The organism is Mesorhizobium sp. P2_C5_2, assembly GCF_056404535.1.
This window is the reverse complement of the sequence record NZ_JBFUDV010000001.1, coordinates 262,053-279,152: the sequence shown is the minus strand read 5'-3', so window position 1 is coordinate 279,152 and position 17,100 is coordinate 262,053. Positions and strand designations below refer to the sequence as shown.

Sequence of the window (17,100 nt, the reverse complement as noted above, 5' to 3'; positions counted from 1 at the left end):
CCAAAGTGGAATAGGAATGTATTCTCCTGCAGGAGACCCGCCCTTCCGCAAGGCGGGTCGTTCACGTATTCTTCAGGCGCGGATAGGAGAGGTTTGCAACGGGAGGAATAGATGGTTCGCATTTTCGCACTATCAGTCGCCTTCGCCACGCTTGCTCTGCCAGCCCTCGCCGAGGACACGGTCGATACCGCAACGGTGACCTGCGGAGAGTACATCAAAAGTGGCCACAAATTGATGGTGGCGATAGAGGCGGCGTTTCACGAGGCGATGAAGAACGATCCCAAGCTGGGGTCGCTCAATCAGAGCGCCTTAGCCGATGTCATGTCGAACGACTGCGCCGGCAAGCCAGACGTCAAAGTGATCGACGCACTCCAACATCAGTAAGCTACCGCTACCCAGCCGTAGGGAATGGCTGCTACAGGAGTTGGCGCAAACTAGCCTTTTCCGGCCTCTCGCTTCCGGCGCACCAGTTCCTTTATCTGCTCATTGGTGAGCTTCGGCGCGTGGGCAATCTTGTTGACGATGGCTTCGAAGGCAGCGTCTGACTGGTCGGTTTTCAGTTCGCGCGCGGCGTCTCTGAATTTTTCGATCTGTGGCGGTTTCTCTGATTTACCCAAACACACCGTCCTCATCTTGGTCCTCGACGTCAGCGAGGATTTCCTTATCAAGTTCAAGCAGAGGCAGGTCAGCCGACCTCAGGAACAATGGCGGGTAGCGTTTCGTTCGCTTACAAAAGACACGAAAACGCCGCTCGACCGGAAGGGAGCGGCGTTTACCAAGTGTGGTGTCCTACCCTAGACGAAACCCCGGTTGATCGGGGCCGCCGGATTCGCACCGACGTTTCCAGCTTGTTCGCTATTATCCTACAGGTAGTGATCACCCATCGTCCTTACAAGCGCCATTGGCGCTACCCAGCCGTAGGGGAATGGCAGGGTAGCGCTTCTCTCCACGCTTTTGCCGCACCAATTCCTTTATCTGGTCGTTGGTGAGTTTCGGCGCGTGGGCGATCTTGTTCACCATCGCCTCGAAGGCGGCGTCGGACTGATCGGTTTTGTATAGCAGACCCGGATTTCGGCGGGCGGCCTGCACGGCTTGAAGCTCATGGTGCAGGCCTGCCCTTCCATAAGGCGAGCCGCTCGCGTTAGGATTGCAGTTCCTGCTTGGGGAAGGGGGAACTATGTTTTCGCGAGGTGTCACGGTTGATCTGGTTTTCACCGCTGCAGCGGGCGTCGCTACTGTCGCATGCGTGCTCTTAACGCAAAGGTACAAGGTCAAGCGGTCACTTCTTATCCGCCTGTTCTTCCTGATTATGATTGGGACAATTTTGCTGGAAATGAAGGTGGCAGTCGCTTTCGGATTTTGATCCCGGCGTCAGCGCCTCAGTGGGCGACTATCCGGTTTGCAAACGGGGGGGCTTGATCCGAGTGCCTTCCGCGATCGCACCATATTTGGTCTGGGTGCAGTCTGGTATTGATCCGAGGCGGCCCTATGTCGTGCCAATCAACTTCCGTTCTTAGTTATAAGACGGCAGGACTAAGGTCTTGCGCCGTGAACGCAAAGGTCTGATGTAACCGCTTTGGTTCTGTTCTTGTCCATTGGACGTTCCGTATTTTAGTCAAACGAGATATTAGACCTTTAGCGAAGTCTTCGTGCGCGTCCGACGCCCAGTCTATTCGGCGCCAGCCTTTCAAGCCGTGGTCGTCCTGTCTCCGGTCAGCGCCGATCCCGCAATGTCATCCAAAATCGGGCAGTCCGGCCGGTCGTCGCCATGGCAGGCGTGGATCAGCTTCTGCAACGTCGTGCGCATCGACTGCAACTCGCGCACCTTCTCCTCGATGGCGCTGACATGGGCGGCGGCGATCTCGCGCACATCGTGGCTGGCGCGGCTGCGGTCCCGGTAGAGCGCCATCAACTGTCTGCAATCATCGATGGAAAAACCGAGGTTGCGGGCACGGCGCAGGAAGGCCAGCCGGTGGATGTCGTCGCCCGAATAATCGCGATAGCCATTGCCGGCGCGCGCCGGTGCGATCAGGCCGATCTCTTCATAGTAGCGGATGGTCTTGGCCGGCAGGCCGGACCGCGCCGCGGCATCGCCAACATTCATAGTGGTTCCTCCATTTCGGGCTATCCGACAGGACCGCCCATTGTTTTTCCTTCACAATCCCGTGACCCCTGTTGCCGAAATGCCATAGTTGACGGCTTACCGGCAGGTAAGCTCTTGCATATAGGCATCGCGCGCTTGGCAAGCAAAGCAAATGCCAGCATGAATGATTTCAGGAGAAGCGGACGTAACGTGCCGCTCGATCTGGGCGGGGCATCGGACCAATTCATGCGCATGAAGTCATTTGCAATCGTCGCTGCACTTGCGTTGTCGACCGCGATCTCGGGTTGCAGCACGATCGGCTCGCAACTCTTCACCAACAACTACGGTTCGGTGAACGACGCAGGTTACCAACTGCCGCGCATCCCGATCGAGAAGGTGCCGCTGAAGTACCACCGGCAGGAGGTGAACTACGATACCTCGGAAAAGCCGGGCACCATCATTGTCGATACCCAGAACAAGTTTCTCTACTTCGTCGAAGGCGACGGCCGGGCGATCCGCTATGGCATCGGCGTCGGCCGCGAAGGTTTTGAATGGCACGGCACCGCCCATATCGCTCTGAAGCGCGAATGGCCGACCTGGACGCCGCCGCGGCAGATGATCCAGCGCCAGCCGGAACTGGCCAAGTTCGCCGGCGGCATGGAGCCCGGCCTGAAGAACCCGCTCGGCGCGCGCGCCATGTATCTGTTCAACAAGGGCGGCGACATGGGCTACCGCCTGCATGGCAGCCCGGAATGGAATTCGATCGGCAAGGCGATGTCGTCGGGCTGCATCCGGCTGATGAACCAGGACATTATCGACCTCTACGACCGCACGTCGGTCGGCGCCAAGGTCATTGTGATGTGATTACCCTTCGTACGCGGACCGTCTAGGCAACAACGGACGTCCCAAACAGAAAACCGGGCAATTCGGCCCGGTTTTTTGTTTTTGTCTTTGGACTGTGCCGCCGAGAATTCGCTCCGCTGAGTCGGATGGCGTGGTTTTCGAGAACCGGAGCGGAGCGTACTAAGGTACGTGAGCACCGGAAGCGCAGAAAACCGCGTCAGGCGGCCGGCAGAGTAGAATTATCAGGAAACCTGTTCGACCTGCTGCACTTCCGGCACGAAATGCCGGAGCAGGTTCTGGATGCCGTGCTTCAGCGTCGCCGTCGAAGACGGGCAGCCGGCGCAGGCGCCCTTCATGTGCAGGAACACGGTGCCGTTTTCGAAGCCGCGGAAGGTGATGTCGCCGCCGTCCTGGGCAACCGCCGGGCGCACCCTGGTGTCGAGCAGTTCCTTGATGGTGATGACCAGTTCCTCGTCGGCCTTGTCGTAGAATTCGCCGGTCTGGCTGGTCTCGGCGGCGGGGCCGGCGTTGACCATGACGGGCGCGCCCGACATGAAATGCTCCATGATGGCGCCGAGGATGGCCGGCTTCAGATGCTGCCAGTCGGGGCCATCCTTGGTCACGGTGATGAAGTCATAGCCGAAGAACACGCCGGTGACGCCGGGGATCTCGAACAGCCGGCCGGCCAGCGGCGAGGCACTCGCAGCACTGTCGGCGTCGCGGAAATCGGCGGTGCCTTCGACAAGCACTTCCTTGCCGGGCAGGAATTTCAGCGTTGCCGGGTTCGGCGTCGATTCGGTCTGGATGAACATGGCCGTCTCCGTGCCCAAGTCGGGCAACTAGTTTGGAATAATTCTAAATAGGCTCAATCGGCGGGACATTCAAGCGAAACGCATCGCTCAAAGGGCTGGCTGGCGGAATGTTTTGCTGGCCCTTACCACACTTTGAGGTGTGCTGAGGTTCAGGTCAGGCCACGCAACGCCGGAGTCGAAGACGGGCGCGAAGCGACCAAACTGGGTAGCTTACGAGAACCGGAGCGGAGCGTACTCCAAGTACGTGAGCACCGGAAGCGCAGAAAGCCGCCATTTGCAGGCTGGCCTCACCTGAAGATCAGCCTAGCTCTAGGCGAGGCTGTCGATCTCCTCGTCCGACAGATTCTGCGGCACCACTGTGACCGGAATGGGGAAGGCGGCGCCCTTGCCGGCCACCGCGCCGACCAGCGGTCCGGGACCTTCCTTGCCGGCGCCTGCCGCCAGCACCAGGATGGCGATGTCCTGGTCTTCCTCGATAAGCTTGTGGATCTCCTCGGTCGGCTTGCCTTCGCGCACCACCATTTCGGGCTCGATGCCGAGCTTCTGGCGTACCTTGTTGGCATGGCCGTCCAGCGCCGCACGCGCCGTGGCGTTGGCTTCCTCGCGCATGATCTTCTCGACGCCCAGCCAGTGCTGGAAATCGTCCGGTGTGATGATGTAGAGCAACACCAGCGTGCCACTGGTGCTCTGCGCCCGCTTCGAGGCGTAGGCGACAGCGCGCTCGCACTCCGGCGTGTCGTCGATGATCGCCAGGAATTTCCTGCGATGGCCGGCTTCGCGACTGAGGCGTTTGGAGACCATGTCTATCTACTCGATGTGTTTTCGGCCGCAATCTGCCACCGCGGCAGACCGGCGGCAAGCCGCCGGCCTTATGCCAGTGTGGTGCAGTGCACTGTGACGGCCGGGCTCAGCCCTGCAGCAGGCCGATAATGTCGCGCACGGTCTTCATGGTGGTCTCGGCCAGCACGCCGGCGCGCTCCCCGCCATCCTTCAGCACCGCATCGACATAGGCGCGGTCGCCCTCGATGCGGCGCATCTCGCCGGCGATCGGCGCCAGTTTTTCCACGGCAAGGTCGGCCAGTGCCGGCTTGAACACCGAAAACTGCTGGCCGCCGAACTCCTTCAGCACGTCGGCCTTCGACATCTCGGCCAGCCCGGCATAGATGCCAACCAGGTTTTCCGCTTCCGGCCGGCTTTCCAGACCGTCGACCTCGCTCGGCAAGGCTTCGGGGTCGGTCTTGGCCTTGCGGATCTTTTTCGAGATGGTGTCGGCATCGTCGGTCAGGTTGATGCGCGACAGGTCCGACGGGTCCGACTTCGACATTTTCTTCGAGCCATCGCGCAGGCTCATGATGCGTGCCGCTGGGCCGCCGATCACCGGTTCGGTGATCGGGAAAAAGCCGTTCACCGTCTCTTCGCCCACCTGCATCTCGACGCCGACGCCAAGGCTGGCGATGCGGCTCGAAAAGTCGTTGTTGAATTTTTGCGCGATGTCGCGGGTCAACTCCAGATGCTGCTTCTGGTCCTCGCCCACCGGCACATGGGTGGCGCGGTAGAGCAGGATGTCGGCCGCCATCAGCGAGGGATAGGCGAGCAGCCCCAGCGAGGCATTCTCGCGGTCCTTGCCGGCCTTGTCCTTGAACTGCGTCATCTTGTTCATCCAGCCGATGCGCGCCACGCAGTTGAAGATCCAGGCAAGCTCGGCATGCTGCATGACCCGCGACTGGTTGAAGACGATGTGCTTCTTCGGGTCGATGCCGGAGGCGAGGAAGGCGGCAGTGATCGACCGGGTCTGGTCGGCGAGATCGTCATGGACGAGCTGTGCGGTCAACGAATGCAGGTCGACGACGCAATAGATGCAGTCGGACGTGTCCTGCAGCGCAACGAATTTCTTGATGGCGCCGAGATAGTTGCCGAGATGCAGATTGCCGGTCGGCTGGACGCCGGAAAAGACGAGCTGTTTGAAGGCGGTCATGATGTCCTCATGGCTTGTGGAGGGCCGTACTAAGCGTGATTCCGAAAAGTTGCAGACTTTTCGGAGCCAATCACGCGGCTGGAAACCACGCGCGGCGAAAGTCTTGCGACGGCGCGCTTATGGACGAGAGTGGGAATAGGATCAAGAGGTTGGAGGTCGCGCAAGGGTGCTGCGTCTGTCGCCCCGGTATGTTGACCTGACAGGTTGGCGCCGCCCCTCATTGTCCTACCGGACATTTCTCCCCGTATAGTGACGGGGAGAAAGACGCCGTCATCGCCCGGTTTCGCAAATCGCCAGAGAAGCGCCGGTGCCGCGTCCAGCTTCTTTCTCCCCGTTTACGGGGAGAAATGCCCGGCAGGGCAATGAGGGGCGGCGCCGACATCGGCATTTGTGATATATTTGAGCCTGTATTGCATATCATCGGATGAGAAATCGATGCCCACCGTCTACAACGAGCAAGCCCCAAAGCCCCGACATGACCACGAGACGCCACTGGAGACAGCGGCGCGGCTTCGGGCGGAATTTGGGATCGAACTTAGCAAACAGGCTCGCGAACCGTTGCCGCGTTCGGTCTACGACGAATTGTCTGGCGACGACTGATGCTTGCCAAGCGGGTCGCTGCGGTCCGGCTTACGGATCTGGAGACGGTTCCGTAGGCGGTGGTGCCTTACCCGACCCGCGTTTCACGTTGCGGCGGATCATGCCGAAATCGGCGCCGCCGGTGGCAAACGCGGTGATGAAATAGAGAGCCGCGCCGCCGGCCACCAGTGCCAGCAGCGTCGTCGCCTTGATCACCAATGGCGAGCCGGGACCGAGCCTGACGGCCAGCCAGTGCTCGGCGAAATAGAGCGCCACCGCCATGACCACAGCTGACAGCACCAGCCGGGGAATACGCTTCAACAGCGGCAGGTCTCGTCCCCAATGGCCGCGCCGGATCAGCACGGCGAGCAGCATCATCGCATTGACCCAACCGGCGACCGCCGAGGCCACCGCAATGCCGGGCGCGCCCATCCTGGGAAACAGCGTCAGCGCGGTCGCGACGTTCACGCCGACCGAAATGGCGGCGAACATCATCGGCGTGCGCGTGTCCTCGCGGGCGAAATAGCCGGGGGTGAAGGCCTTGATCAGCACGAAGGCCGGCAGGCCAAGGCCGAAGATCGCCAGGATCGCCGCCACCGTCGGCGTCGAGCCGTTGGCGGCAAAGGCGCCGCGCTCGTAGACCAGCCGCACGATCGGCTCTGACATCACCCAGAGTGCCGCCGCCGCCGGCAAGGTCATGAACAGGGTGAACTCGACCGAGCGGTTCTGCAGATTGGCGGCCTCGACCAGATTGCCCGACTTCAGCGCCCGCGACAGTTCCGGCAGCAGCACGATCGCCACAGCGACGCCGACGACGCCGAGCGGCAGCTGGTAGATGCGGTCGGCGTAAGCCAGCGACGACACGGCGCTGTCCTGCGCCGACGCGATCGCCGTGCCGATCAGCTGGTTGATCTGGGTGATGCCGCCGGTGATCGCCGCCGGCAGCGCCAGGATCAGCAGCCGCTTGACGTTGGGCGTCATTTTCGGCCGGCGAAAACCGATCGCGATGCCGGCATTGCGTACCGCCACCCAGACAATGGCGAGTTGCACGATGCCCGCCGCCAGCACACCCCAGGATAGGCTGAAACCGACTTCACGCGCATCCATGCCATGGTACCAGGCATAGCCAAGCACGCTGATCAGGATGATGTTGAGGAAAGCCGGTGCGACGGCGGCTGCGAAATAGCGGCGCAGGGAATTCAGCATGCCCGCCATCATGGCCGCGAGCGACATGCAGATGAGATACGGGAACATGATCGTCGCCAGCGCGACGGTCGTCTCGAATTTTCCCGGCGTGTCGGCAAAGCCCGGCGCCACCAGGTACCGCACGATCAGCGGCATCGCCAGTTCCATGACGATGGTCAGCGCCAGCAGCGCCGAAAACAGGACGCCGAACACTTCTTCCGAAAAGCGCTTGGCGCCGTCGGTGCCGTGGGTCTCGATCTCCTTGGCAAACAGCGGCACGAAGGCGGCGTTGAAGGCGCCTTCCGCAAACAGCCGGCGAAACGTGTTGGGAAACTGGAAGGCGGCGTTGAAGGCGTCGGCCACCGGCCCGGTGCCGAGGGCGGCCGCCATCAGCATTTCGCGGCCAAAGCCGAGCGCGCGGCTCATCAGCGTGCCGGACGCAACCGTGGCGAATTTCTTGACGAGGCTCATGCGCGCGGAGATTGCCTGAGTGATTGGGACAAAGTGATGGTCACTCGGCCGCCGCCTTGGCCTTGCCGCCGCGCTCGGGGACAACGCCCTCAAGTGCGGCGATCAGCCTGGTGTGGATGGCGGCGGTGCGCGCCGGGTTGTCGATCTTCTGCCCGGTCAGGTCGGTGACATAAAAGGTGTCGATCACCTTCTCGCCGAAGGTGGTGATGTGGGCTGAGGCGATGTCGAGCGAGAGGTCGGACAGCGCGCTGGTGATCTCCGACAACAGGCCCGGCCGGTCCAGCCCCTCGACCTCGATGACCGAGAAGCGGTTCGACAGCGTGTTGCGGATTTCGGCGCGCGGCGGAATCTTGAACACCTTGGCGCCGCGCCGCGGCCTGGTGCGCTTCTCGATCATCTCCGGCAGCCAGCTCTTGCCCGACAGTACGTCCTCGATCAGCCGCCCGACGCGCTCGGCGCGGCGGCGCTCGTCCTCGTCGAGGTCGAATTCCCTGGAGATCAGGATGATGTCCAGGGCGCGGCCATCGGATGTGGTGAAGATCTGCGCGTCGACAATGTTGCCGCCGGCGCCCGCACAGGCGCCGGCAATCACCGAAAGCAGGCGCGGATGGTCCTGCGCCAGCACGGTGATCTCGGTCACCGCTTCGAACTGGTGGGTCCTGACCACGGTGGCGAGCTTCTTGCCCGCCGCGTCGGCCTCGCGGATGAATTCGGCATGGCGCAGCTGGTCGGCAAGATCGACGGTCAAAAGGTAATTCTCATAGTGCAGGCCGACATAGCGCTTGCGCGCCTTGTCCGGCCAGTCGGCCAGCGCCTCGGCCAGCCGCTCGCGTGACGCCGCCGTCCGCTTGGCACGCGACACTTCCGAGAACCCGCCGGTCAACAGCAGTTCGGTCTCGTAATAGAGCGTGCGCAACAGCTGGCCCTTCCAGCCGTTCCACACGCCCGGCCCGACACCCCTGATGTCGCAGACGGTGAGGATCAGCAGCATCTTCAGCCGTTCGACCGACTGCACGATCGAGGCGAAATCCTCGATCGTCTTGCGGTCGTTGAGGTCGCGGGTCTGCGCCGTCATCGACATGACGAGATGGTTCTCGACCAGCCAGGCGACGGTCTCGGTGTCCGCCGCCGACAGCCCCATATGCGGGCAGATGCGCCGCGCGATCCGGGCGCCAGCCTCGGAGTGATCCTCCGGCCGGCCCTTGGCGATGTCGTGCAAGAGCACGGCGACATAGAGCGCTTCGCGGCTCTTCTTCAGCCCCGGCATCAGCGTGTGCGACAGCGGATGCACCTTCTCGCCGTCGCCGCGCTCGATCTCGGCCAGCACGCCGATGCAGCGGATCAGGTGCTCGTCCACCGTATAGTGGTGGTACATCGAGAACTGCATCATGGCGACGATCTTGCCGAAGTCCGGGATCAGCCGGCCGAGCAGCCCCGCCTCGTTCATGCGCCGCAGATTAAGCTCGGCATTGCGGTCCGAAGTCAGGATGTCGAGGAACAGCCGGTTGGCCTCCTTGTCGCGCCGCAACGACTTGTTGACCAGACCGAGCGAACGGGTGAGCAGCTTCAGCGCATCGGGATGAAATTCCAACCCGTGCTTGTCGGCGAACCAGAACAGCCTGAGCAGGTTGACCGGGTCGCGCTCGAACACCGTGTCGTCGGCGACGTTGATGCGATGGTTGTCGACGATGAAATCGGACGTGCCGGCCAGCTTGCGCTTGCGGCGCTGGAAGGTGAGGAAGATGCGGTTGAAGCCCGGCACGTGCTTGGCCTGCTCTTCCTCCAGCGCGGCGCAGAAGATGCGGGTGAGATCGCCGACATCCTTGGCGACGAGAAAATAGTGCTTCATGAAGCGCTCGACCGCGGACAGGCCGGGATGGGTGGTGTAGCCGAGACGCTCGGCAATCTCGCGCTGGATGTCGAAATGCAGCCGCTCCTCGGGCTTGCCGGTGAGGAAATGCATGTGGCAGCGCACCGCCCACAGAAAGTCCTCGGCCTTGAGGAATTCCCTGTATTCGGCCTCGGTGAAAACGGCCTTGTCGACCAATTCCTCGCCGGTGCGCACGCGATAAAAGTATTTGGCGATCCAGAACAGCGTCTGCAGGTCGCGCAGGCCGCCCTTGCCGTCCTTGACGTTGGGCTCGACCAGATAGCGGCTTTCGCCTGCCTTGGCATGGCGCTCGTCGCGCTCGGCGAGCTTGGCCTGTACATATTCCGGCCCGGTGGTGCGCACCACTTCGTGGTCGAAGCGGGTCAGCAATTCGTCAAAGAGCTTTTGCTCGCCCCACAGGAATCGCGCTTCCAGGATCGAGGTGCGGATGGTGATGTCGCTGCGCGACAGCCTCAGGCACTCGTCGATGTTGCGGGTGGCGTGGCCGACCTTCAGGCCGAGATCCCACAGCATATAGAGCATGTATTCGACGATCTGTTCGCCCCACGGCGTCTGCTTGTATGGCAGCAGGAACAGAAGGTCGATGTCGGAGCCCGGCGCCAGCGTGCCGCGGCCATAACCGCCGACAGCGACGACGGCCATGCGCTCGGCGGTCGACGGATTTTTCACGCGATAGACATGGGTCGCGGCGAACTCGTAGAGGGCGCGGATGATCTCGTCCATGAGATGCGACAGCCGGGCGGCACAGGCCGCGCCGCTGCCATCGTCCATCAGCATGCGCTCGGCGACCTTGCGGCCCTCGGTTAGTCGACCCTTCAGCAGTCGGAGCGCGCCGACACGCGCGCTGGGCTCGGCGCCATTGCCGGCCGAGGTCAGCGCCGTCATCTCGCGGCGCAGGGCGTCGCTGTCGATCAGCTCGTCGAGTTTGAGGGAGATTTTTGCCATGGATTGCCGGGTGGCCTCGCCTTTCGGCGGCGTCTATAGCGCGTTTTCACGATGCTGGGTATGGGGCGGACGGACGCGTCGGCCGCGATACCAGAACGGGATGATTTTCTCCCGCCGTAACCGGAAGAGATCGGCGATTTGCCTCGCTAGTCGCCTTGTCTCGATCCCTACCTTGGCCGCAATCGGCTTGTCGCGTTTCTTGCCCCTCCCGCTTGCCACCCATTCCTCTGTGCGCTCCTGCTTGAGCAGGCTCGGCAATTGCACTGGTCCGCCGCCAAGGAACTGAGCCTGCAGGCACAAAGCCGGCACAAGCTGATAAATGACGTGGCGGGACGAGGCCGCAAAACGCGGATTGAAGACGAGATGATCGACGGGAATGGCGATGTCATTCGTCGCCTCGATGAGGTCTCGTGCAGCCTGTCTCGACAGGATGTACCCGGCCGTGCCGATATGGACGGCGTGCAGCCTGCTCGCGGAAAAACCGTGACCACAGGCAACCTGCTTGCGTGAAATCACGGTTCGATTGAAGAACGTTTCCAGTTTGACGATGTCGGCATCGGCGGGGATCCAGTCCGCACCGGCAAGCAACGGGCCAGCCTTGTCGGCGAAGACGATGTCGTCCTCGAAGATGGCGCCATAGGCAGCCTCGCCTGCCGCGATGATCGACCAGCAGTGTTTGTGGCTGAGCAGGCAAGCGATCTCGCCGTCGGCCATACGCAAATGCTTCTTGCCCTGTGACAGTGCGGCCAGATCCGGCCGATCGCGCGCGTCGACGGCGGCGACCCGCTCAAAGGCGACGCCGATGCGGGCGAACTCGGCCGTCACATGGGCGAGGCGGTCGCGGGACCGATCGAGATTGATAACCAGGCATTTCATTTGGGTGGGATCGATGCAGTGGACGGGGTGGTCGCGTCCATAACATAGGAAAGAAATTGCGTAAGCGCTTTTTCCCTCGATGCCGCCCAATGGCGGCCATGATCGAAAAGTCGAAATCGCCCCTTGACCTTCCAGTTACTGGAAGCACTACCTCCGCACCCAGACAGACATGAAGGCATTTTTTCGATGGCGCATTCCGGGCATCACCACCACGCGCACGCGGCCGATGGCAGCTGCTGTACGGCAAAGGCCGCTGCGCCGGCCGCCGAAGCCGTGGTGCGCGATCCCGTCTGCGGCATGCGCGTCGATCTGGCCGCCGGGAAACCGACGGCCGAGCATGGCGGCCGTCTCTTTCACTTCTGCAGCGAGGGATGCCGCACGAAATTCGTCGCTGAGCCTAAAAAATACCTGACCGCCATAGACCCGGTCTGTGGCATGAGCGTGGATCGTGCCACGGCCAGGCACTTCTTCCGGTACGAAGGGCAGGGCTTCTATTTCTGCTCGGCCGGCTGCCAGGCGAAGTTCGAGGCCGAGCCGCAAAAATATCTCGGCGACAGGCCGACGCCGCAGCCAATGCCGAAAGGCACGCAATACACCTGCCCGATGCATCCCGAGGTGATCCGCGACAAGCCCGGCTCGTGCCCGATCTGCGGCATGGCGCTGGAGCCGATGGGTGTTCCCACCGGCGATGAAGGCCCGAACCCCGAATTGATCGACTTCACCAGGCGCTTCTGGGTCAGCGCGGTGCTGTCCGTACCGCTGCTGATCGTCGCCATGGCGCCGATGCTCGGCCTGACGTTCCAGGCCTTTGTCGACGAGCGTACGATGGTCTGGCTGGAATTGGCACTGGCCAGCCCTGTCGTGCTGTGGGCGGCATTCCCGTTCTTCCATCGCGGCTGGGATTCGCTGGTCAACCGCAGTCCCAACATGTGGACGTTGATCTCGCTCGGTGTGGGCGCGGCCTATCTCTACAGCGTCGTCGCTACACTGTTTCCGGACATCTTTCCGCATCAGTTCCGCGGCCATGGCGGCACGGTTCCGGTCTATTTCGAGGCCGCCGCCGTCATCGTGGCGCTGGTGTTCCTCGGCCAGGTGCTCGAATTGCGGGCGCGCGAAAAGACCGGCTCGGCCATCCGCGCGCTTCTCGACCTGGCGCCGAAGACGGCGCGGCTGATCGGCGCGGATGGTTCCGAGACCGATGTGCCGCTCGATGCGGTCAAGGCCGGTGACCGACTGCGCATCCGTCCGGGCGATGCCGTGCCGGTCGACGGCATTGTAACGGAAGGCCGTTCTGCCATCGACGAATCGATGATTTCGGGCGAGCCGCTGCCGGTCGAAAAGACTGAGGGCGATGCCTTGACCGGCGGCACGCTCAACAAAAACGGCTCGCTGATCATGCGCGCCGAAAAGGTCGGCGCCGAGACGACGCTGGCGCGCATCGTCGAACTGGTCGCCAAGGCGCAGCGTTCGCGCGCGCCGATTCAAGGGTTGGCCGACCGCGTCTCCTTCTATTTCGTGCCGGCCGTCGTGCTGGTCGCGCTCGCAGCCTTTGCCGCCTGGGCGGTCTTCGGCCCCGAGCCCAGCCTGGTCTTCGCCATCGTCTCGGCGGTGTCGGTGCTGATCATCGCCTGTCCGTGCGCGCTCGGCCTGGCGACGCCGATGTCGATCATGACCGCCACCGGGCGCGGTGCGCACGCCGGCGTGCTGATCAAGGAAGCGGCCGCGCTCGAGCGCTTTGCCTCGGTCGACACGCTGATCGTCGACAAGACCGGCACCTTGACTGAGGGACGGCCGCGATTGACCGATGTCGTCGCTGCCGCGGGCCTGTCGGACGATGAATTGCTGGCGCTCGCCGCCGGCCTCGAAAAAGGCTCGGAGCATCCGTTGGCCGAGGCCATTGTCGGCGGCGCCGGCGAACGCGGCCTGACGGTCGGTGAGGCCAGCGGCTTCGAAGCCGTGACCGGCAAGGGCGTGTCCGGGACGGTGTCGGGCAGGAAGGTCGCGCTCGGCAATGCCGCCATGATGGCCGATCTCGGCATCGACACCGCGTCCCTGTCGGCCACGGCCGAGGCGCTGCAGGTCGAAGGCAAGACCGCAATGTTCGTCGCCGTGGACAACAAGCTGGCCGGCATCGTCGCCGTCGCCGATCCGGTCAAGGCAACCACAGCAGAGGCGATCAGGGCGCTGCACGACAGAGGCTTGAGGATCATCATGGCGACAGGCGACAATGAGCGCACGGCGCGCGCTATCGCCAAAAGCCTCGGCATCGACGAGGTGCGCGCCGGCCTGCTGCCGGAACAAAAGGCCGCCCTTGTCGAGGAGTTGCGTGCGAAAGGCGCCGGCGTCGCCATGGCCGGTGACGGCGTCAACGATGCGCCGGCCTTGGCCAGCGCCGATGTCGGCATCGCCATGGGCACCGGCGCCGATGTCGCTGTCGAGAGCGCAGGGATTACGCTGGTCAAGGGCGATCTCAACGGCATCGTCAGGGCCCGCACGCTTGCCCAGGCGACGATCCGCAACATCCGCCAGAATCTGTTTTTCGCCTTCCTCTACAATGTGCTTGGCGTGCCCATCGCCGCCGGCGTTCTCTACCCACTCACCGGCACGCTTTTGTCGCCGATGCTGGCAGCGGCGGCGATGAGCCTGTCTTCGGTTTCGGTCATCGCCAACGCATTGCGGCTGCGGACGTTGAAACTGTGAGCACAGCCCCCAAATACGAATTCCAATCAACAGGAGATCATGGATGACCTTGGCTAAAAAGATCGTGCTTTTGCTGACGGCGGCGGGAATGCTGCTGGCCGTCTTCCTCGAAAGCGTTCCGGCGCAGGCCGAGGAGATGAAACATGACATGGCCGGCATGGGCGCGGAAGGTCCCTCGACCGACGGCTACAAGGCGGCGATGGACAAGATGCACACCGACATGATGATCGAATATTCCGGCAATGCCGATGTCGACTTCGTGCGCGGCATGATCCCGCATCATCAGGGCGCGATTGATATGGCCAAGGTGGAACTCGCCAACGGCAAGGATCCCGAAATCCGCAAGCTCGCCGAAGGCGTCATCGCCGCCCAGGAAGCCGAGATTGCCAAGATGCAGGACTGGCTCGCGGCTCATCCGGCGAAATAGCGCAACCTTGACCGCAGGAAAATCCAGGATCAATTCTGGATTTCTCCTGATGTTTATGATGCCATGGGCATCGACCGCGCAAGCCCGGGAGCCCCCATGCCATCGACGATCAGAACCACCACGCTGCCTTCGGGCGAAGCCGTCCAGGTGCTGGGTCAGGGCACATGGAAAATGGGCGAGGATGCCCGTCGCCGCACCGGCGAGGTCAGCGCCCTGAAGCTTGGGGTGGACCTCGGCATGACGCTGATCGATACCGCCGAAATGTATGCCAGCGGCGGCGCCGAGGAGGTGGTGGCGGAAGCCATTGCCGGACGCCGCGACGAACTCTTTCTCGTCTCCAAGGTGCTGCCGTCCAATGCGTCGCGAAGCGGCGTGGCGCGGGCTTGCGAAAGAAGCCTGAAGCGCCTGCGTACCGACCGCATCGATCTCTATCTCCTGCACTGGCCGGGCAGCGTGCCGTTGACGGAGACGGTCGAGGCTTTCGAGGCGCTGAAGAAGGCGGGCAAGATCCGCCATTGGGGCGTCAGCAATTTCGACACCGACGAGATGGAGGAACTGACCGCCCTGTCCTCCGGAGATCATGTCCAGACCAATCAGGTGCTCTACAACCTGTCGCGGCGCGGCCCCGAATTCGACCTTGCACCATGGAGCCAGCAGCGCGGCATTCCGCTGATGGCCTATTCGCCGGTCGAGCAGGGGGCCCTGGCGCGCAATTCCAGGCTTGATGCCATTGCCGCCCGCCACAATGCCACGGCAGCGCAGATCGCACTGGCCTGGGTGATGGCGCAGCCAGGCGTCATTGCCATCCCGAAGGCCAGTAGCCAGGAGCATGTCCGCCAGAATGTCGCGGCGCTCGACATCAAGCTTTCGAGCGAAGACCTCGCCGAACTCGACCGCGTCTTCCCGCCGCCGACGCGCAAGCGCGGGCTGGAGATGATTTAGCGGGTATCAAGCCGTACCCGTGCCCGTTGCAGCGCGCGCGAAAACACCGCCGTGTCATCGAAGGCGCGCGCCAGCGTGAGCGCTCCCTGAATGGCGCCGACTGTCTCCTCGGCGAGTTCGGCCGCTTGCGGCCGGCCGTGTCCAAGGCGCGTCAGCGCCTCAGCCAAATGCGTGACCCAGCGGCTGAAATAGCTTCTTATCTCCTTGGCGAAAAGATCACGGGACTCGTCCAGCGCGAAGGCGCCGACAAGGCACACTCGGCGGCCGGAGCGGAAATAGCTGTCGGTCGCTTCGAACATCCGGTCGATGCCGGCACGCGGGTCAGCTTTTTCCTGCAACGGCACGAAGACATTCTCCTCGAACCAGCCATCTATATGGGCGATGACGGCCGCCGCCATCTCTTCCTTGCCGCCGGGGAAGAAGTGATAAAGGCTGCCCTTGCCCAGCCCGGTCGCTTCGCCGATCAGCGCCAGGCTGGCGCCCTCATAGCCATGCTCGCGAAAAACCTCGGCCAAAATGGCCAGCAAGCTGTCGCGATCGGGCGCGATCCGCCGCATGTGCTAGTTTTTCCGCTTGAGCATGATCTTTGCCGAAAACCGCGACACAGTTCTAGGGATCATGCTCTAGAGCCCGAGTTCGGACAGGCCGGGATGGTCGTCGGGCCGGCGGCCGAGCGGCCAGTGATATTTGCGCTCGGCCTCAGCGATCGGAAGATCGTTGATGCTGGCCACGCGCCGGCGCATCAGCCCGGCCTCGTCGAATTCCCAGTTCTCGTTGCCGTAGGAGCGGAACCAGTGGCCGCTGTCGTCACGCCATTCATAGGCGAAGCGGACGGCAATGCGGTTATCGGCAAAGGCCCAGACCTCCTTGATGAGACGGTATTCAAGTTCGCGCGTCCATTTGCGCGTGAGGAACTCCACGATCTCGCTGCGGCCGGCAACGAATTCGGCGCGGTTGCGCCAGGTGCTGTCCTGCGTATAGGCGAGCGAAACCCGTTCGGGGTCGCGGCTGTTCCAGGCATCCTCGGCCATACGGGCTTTTTGCGCCGCCGTCTCGGCGGTAAAGGGCGGCAGCGGCGGACGGCTCATGGCGTTTTCCCATCGATAGAGGTGATGGCGAATACTGTACTGATCGGTACAATCACGTCAAGAGGGCCAATGAAGCTAGGGCTTCCCTGCCCGCCCTTTCAGCCGACACAGCACTTCCAGCGGTCGACGCCGCCGATATGGACCGATGTCGCCAGCACGAAGGAGCCGGTCTGGGCCTGGATGGCAATCAACGCGTTCTGGCCCAAGAAGGTCGATTTGCCGCCCACGCTGGGAACTGGTCAGCAGCCAGATGGCGCCGTCCCCAGCGCCGAAATGTCTCCTG

The 17,100-nt window shown here is 62.8% G+C and carries 17 protein-coding genes and 1 pseudogene; 6 read left to right on the top strand and 12 right to left on the bottom strand.

What is annotated here, in order from left to right:
* The first annotated feature begins 111 nt into the window (after nt 1-111).
* Nucleotides 112-384, top strand: a complete 273-nt coding sequence (locus AC1D1B_RS01270; RefSeq protein WP_477259179.1) for a hypothetical protein — start codon at nt 112-114, stop codon at nt 382-384.
* Between the two features lie 50 nt (nt 385-434).
* Here the strand turns inward: AC1D1B_RS01270 and AC1D1B_RS01265 are convergent, their stop codons facing one another.
* From AC1D1B_RS01265 to cueR, 3 genes are all read right to left on the bottom strand, one after another.
* Nucleotides 435-617: a hypothetical protein gene (locus tag AC1D1B_RS01265; protein WP_477328910.1), complete on the bottom strand. Its 183-nt coding sequence runs from the start codon at nt 615-617 to the stop codon at nt 435-437.
* Between the two features lie 259 nt (nt 618-876).
* Entirely contained in the window at nt 877-1,089 is a 213-nt protein-coding gene (locus AC1D1B_RS01260) for a hypothetical protein (protein WP_477328909.1), read from the bottom strand.
* A gap of 598 nt (nt 1,090-1,687) precedes the next feature.
* Entirely contained in the window at nt 1,688-2,104 is a 417-nt protein-coding gene (cueR, locus tag AC1D1B_RS01255; protein WP_477328908.1) for a Cu(I)-responsive transcriptional regulator, read from the bottom strand.
* Nucleotides 2,105-2,329: 225 nt separating this feature from the next.
* On the opposite strand from cueR, the gene AC1D1B_RS01250 reads away from it, so the two are divergent.
* On the top strand, nt 2,330-2,947 hold the full coding sequence (locus tag AC1D1B_RS01250; RefSeq protein ID WP_477328907.1) for a L,D-transpeptidase: 618 nt from the start codon (nt 2,330-2,332) through the stop codon (nt 2,945-2,947).
* A 221-nt stretch (nt 2,948-3,168) separates the two neighbouring features.
* On the opposite strand, the gene AC1D1B_RS01245 is transcribed toward AC1D1B_RS01250, so the two are convergent.
* From AC1D1B_RS01245 to trpS, 3 genes are all read right to left on the bottom strand, one after another.
* Nucleotides 3,169-3,738: a NifU family protein gene (locus AC1D1B_RS01245; RefSeq protein ID WP_112560600.1), complete on the bottom strand. Its 570-nt coding sequence runs from the start codon at nt 3,736-3,738 to the stop codon at nt 3,169-3,171.
* A 309-nt stretch (nt 3,739-4,047) separates the two neighbouring features.
* Nucleotides 4,048-4,539, bottom strand: coding sequence for a universal stress protein (locus AC1D1B_RS01240; protein ID WP_181056459.1), 492 nt, complete (start codon nt 4,537-4,539; stop codon nt 4,048-4,050).
* Nucleotides 4,540-4,645: 106 nt separating this feature from the next.
* Nucleotides 4,646-5,713 carry a tryptophan--tRNA ligase gene (gene trpS / locus AC1D1B_RS01235; RefSeq protein WP_192249630.1) on the bottom strand — a complete coding sequence of 356 codons (1,068 nt, stop codon included), beginning with the start codon at nt 5,711-5,713 and terminating at the stop codon, nt 4,646-4,648.
* Nucleotides 5,714-6,148: 435 nt separating this feature from the next.
* Here trpS and AC1D1B_RS01230 point away from each other — a divergent pair, with 435 nt between their 5' ends.
* Nucleotides 6,149-6,313 carry a hypothetical protein gene (locus tag AC1D1B_RS01230; RefSeq protein ID WP_477328906.1) on the top strand — a complete coding sequence of 55 codons (165 nt, stop codon included), beginning with the start codon at nt 6,149-6,151 and terminating at the stop codon, nt 6,311-6,313.
* Nucleotides 6,314-6,343: 30 nt separating this feature from the next.
* Here AC1D1B_RS01230 and murJ read toward each other — a convergent pair whose 3' ends face one another.
* From murJ to AC1D1B_RS01215, 3 genes are read right to left on the bottom strand one after another with little or no spacing between them, the layout of a single operon-like run.
* Nucleotides 6,344-7,948 carry a murein biosynthesis integral membrane protein MurJ gene (gene murJ / locus AC1D1B_RS01225; protein ID WP_477328905.1) on the bottom strand — a complete coding sequence of 535 codons (1,605 nt, stop codon included), beginning with the start codon at nt 7,946-7,948 and terminating at the stop codon, nt 6,344-6,346.
* 40 nt (nt 7,949-7,988) lie between these two features.
* Nucleotides 7,989-10,784 (bottom strand): [protein-PII] uridylyltransferase, encoded by a 2,796-nt coding sequence (locus AC1D1B_RS01220; protein WP_477328904.1) that lies wholly within the window; start codon nt 10,782-10,784, stop codon nt 7,989-7,991.
* A 33-nt stretch (nt 10,785-10,817) separates the two neighbouring features.
* A complete protein-coding gene (locus AC1D1B_RS01215; protein ID WP_477330493.1) occupies nt 10,818-11,660 on the bottom strand; it encodes a glycosyltransferase family 25 protein in 843 nt (280 codons plus the stop codon).
* Between the two features lie 186 nt (nt 11,661-11,846).
* On the opposite strand from AC1D1B_RS01215, the gene AC1D1B_RS01210 reads away from it, so the two are divergent.
* The 3 genes from AC1D1B_RS01210 (at nt 11,847) to AC1D1B_RS01200 (ending at nt 15,729) form a co-directional block, all read left to right on the top strand.
* Entirely contained in the window at nt 11,847-14,360 is a 2,514-nt protein-coding gene (locus AC1D1B_RS01210) for a heavy metal translocating P-type ATPase (protein WP_477328903.1), read from the top strand.
* 43 nt (nt 14,361-14,403) lie between these two features.
* Nucleotides 14,404-14,787 carry a CopM family metallochaperone gene (gene copM / locus AC1D1B_RS01205; RefSeq protein ID WP_477328902.1) on the top strand — a complete coding sequence of 128 codons (384 nt, stop codon included), beginning with the start codon at nt 14,404-14,406 and terminating at the stop codon, nt 14,785-14,787.
* Nucleotides 14,788-14,883: 96 nt separating this feature from the next.
* On the top strand, nt 14,884-15,729 hold the full coding sequence (locus AC1D1B_RS01200; RefSeq protein WP_477328901.1) for an aldo/keto reductase: 846 nt from the start codon (nt 14,884-14,886) through the stop codon (nt 15,727-15,729).
* Here the strand turns inward: AC1D1B_RS01200 and AC1D1B_RS01195 are convergent.
* The 3 genes and pseudogenes from AC1D1B_RS01195 to AC1D1B_RS01185 form a co-directional block, all read right to left on the bottom strand.
* The gene (locus AC1D1B_RS01195; RefSeq protein ID WP_477328900.1) at nt 15,726-16,286 is read right to left on the bottom strand and encodes a TetR/AcrR family transcriptional regulator; all 561 of its coding nucleotides are present in this window, start codon (nt 16,284-16,286) and stop codon (nt 15,726-15,728) included. The genes AC1D1B_RS01200 and AC1D1B_RS01195 overlap by 4 nt on opposite strands.
* A 66-nt stretch (nt 16,287-16,352) precedes the next feature.
* Complete coding sequence (locus AC1D1B_RS01190; protein ID WP_477328899.1) at nt 16,353-16,817, bottom strand: nuclear transport factor 2 family protein; 465 nt, start codon at nt 16,815-16,817, stop codon at nt 16,353-16,355.
* Between the two features lie 101 nt (nt 16,818-16,918).
* Nucleotides 16,919-17,072, bottom strand: a pseudogene (locus AC1D1B_RS01185) (MutS-related protein); the annotation flags it as partial.
* Between the last annotated feature and the right edge of the window lie 28 nt (nt 17,073-17,100).

What these genes read in the sequence shown, in the direction of transcription:
- AC1D1B_RS01270 (WP_477259179.1), top strand. Translation starts at nt 112, where the DNA reads ATGGTTCGCATTTTCGCACTATCAGTCGCCTTCGCCACGCTTGCTCTG.
- cueR (WP_477328908.1), bottom strand. Translation starts at nt 2,104, where the DNA reads ATGAATGTTGGCGATGCCGCGGCGCGGTCCGGCCTGCCGGCCAAGACC.
- AC1D1B_RS01250 (WP_477328907.1), top strand. Translation starts at nt 2,330, where the DNA reads ATGCGCATGAAGTCATTTGCAATCGTCGCTGCACTTGCGTTGTCGACC.
- AC1D1B_RS01245 (WP_112560600.1), bottom strand. Translation starts at nt 3,738, where the DNA reads ATGTTCATCCAGACCGAATCGACGCCGAACCCGGCAACGCTGAAATTC.
- AC1D1B_RS01240 (WP_181056459.1), bottom strand. Translation starts at nt 4,539, where the DNA reads ATGGTCTCCAAACGCCTCAGTCGCGAAGCCGGCCATCGCAGGAAATTC.
- trpS (WP_192249630.1), bottom strand. Translation starts at nt 5,713, where the DNA reads ATGACCGCCTTCAAACAGCTCGTCTTTTCCGGCGTCCAGCCGACCGGC.
- AC1D1B_RS01230 (WP_477328906.1), top strand. Translation starts at nt 6,149, where the DNA reads ATGCCCACCGTCTACAACGAGCAAGCCCCAAAGCCCCGACATGACCAC.
- murJ (WP_477328905.1), bottom strand. Translation starts at nt 7,948, where the DNA reads ATGAGCCTCGTCAAGAAATTCGCCACGGTTGCGTCCGGCACGCTGATG.
- AC1D1B_RS01220 (WP_477328904.1), bottom strand. Translation starts at nt 10,784, where the DNA reads ATGGCAAAAATCTCCCTCAAACTCGACGAGCTGATCGACAGCGACGCC.
- AC1D1B_RS01215 (WP_477330493.1), bottom strand. Translation starts at nt 11,660, where the DNA reads ATGAAATGCCTGGTTATCAATCTCGATCGGTCCCGCGACCGCCTCGCC.
- AC1D1B_RS01210 (WP_477328903.1), top strand. Translation starts at nt 11,847, where the DNA reads ATGGCGCATTCCGGGCATCACCACCACGCGCACGCGGCCGATGGCAGC.
- copM (WP_477328902.1), top strand. Translation starts at nt 14,404, where the DNA reads ATGACCTTGGCTAAAAAGATCGTGCTTTTGCTGACGGCGGCGGGAATG.
- AC1D1B_RS01200 (WP_477328901.1), top strand. Translation starts at nt 14,884, where the DNA reads ATGCCATCGACGATCAGAACCACCACGCTGCCTTCGGGCGAAGCCGTC.
- AC1D1B_RS01195 (WP_477328900.1), bottom strand. Translation starts at nt 16,286, where the DNA reads ATGCGGCGGATCGCGCCCGATCGCGACAGCTTGCTGGCCATTTTGGCC.
- AC1D1B_RS01190 (WP_477328899.1), bottom strand. Translation starts at nt 16,817, where the DNA reads ATGAGCCGTCCGCCGCTGCCGCCCTTTACCGCCGAGACGGCGGCGCAA.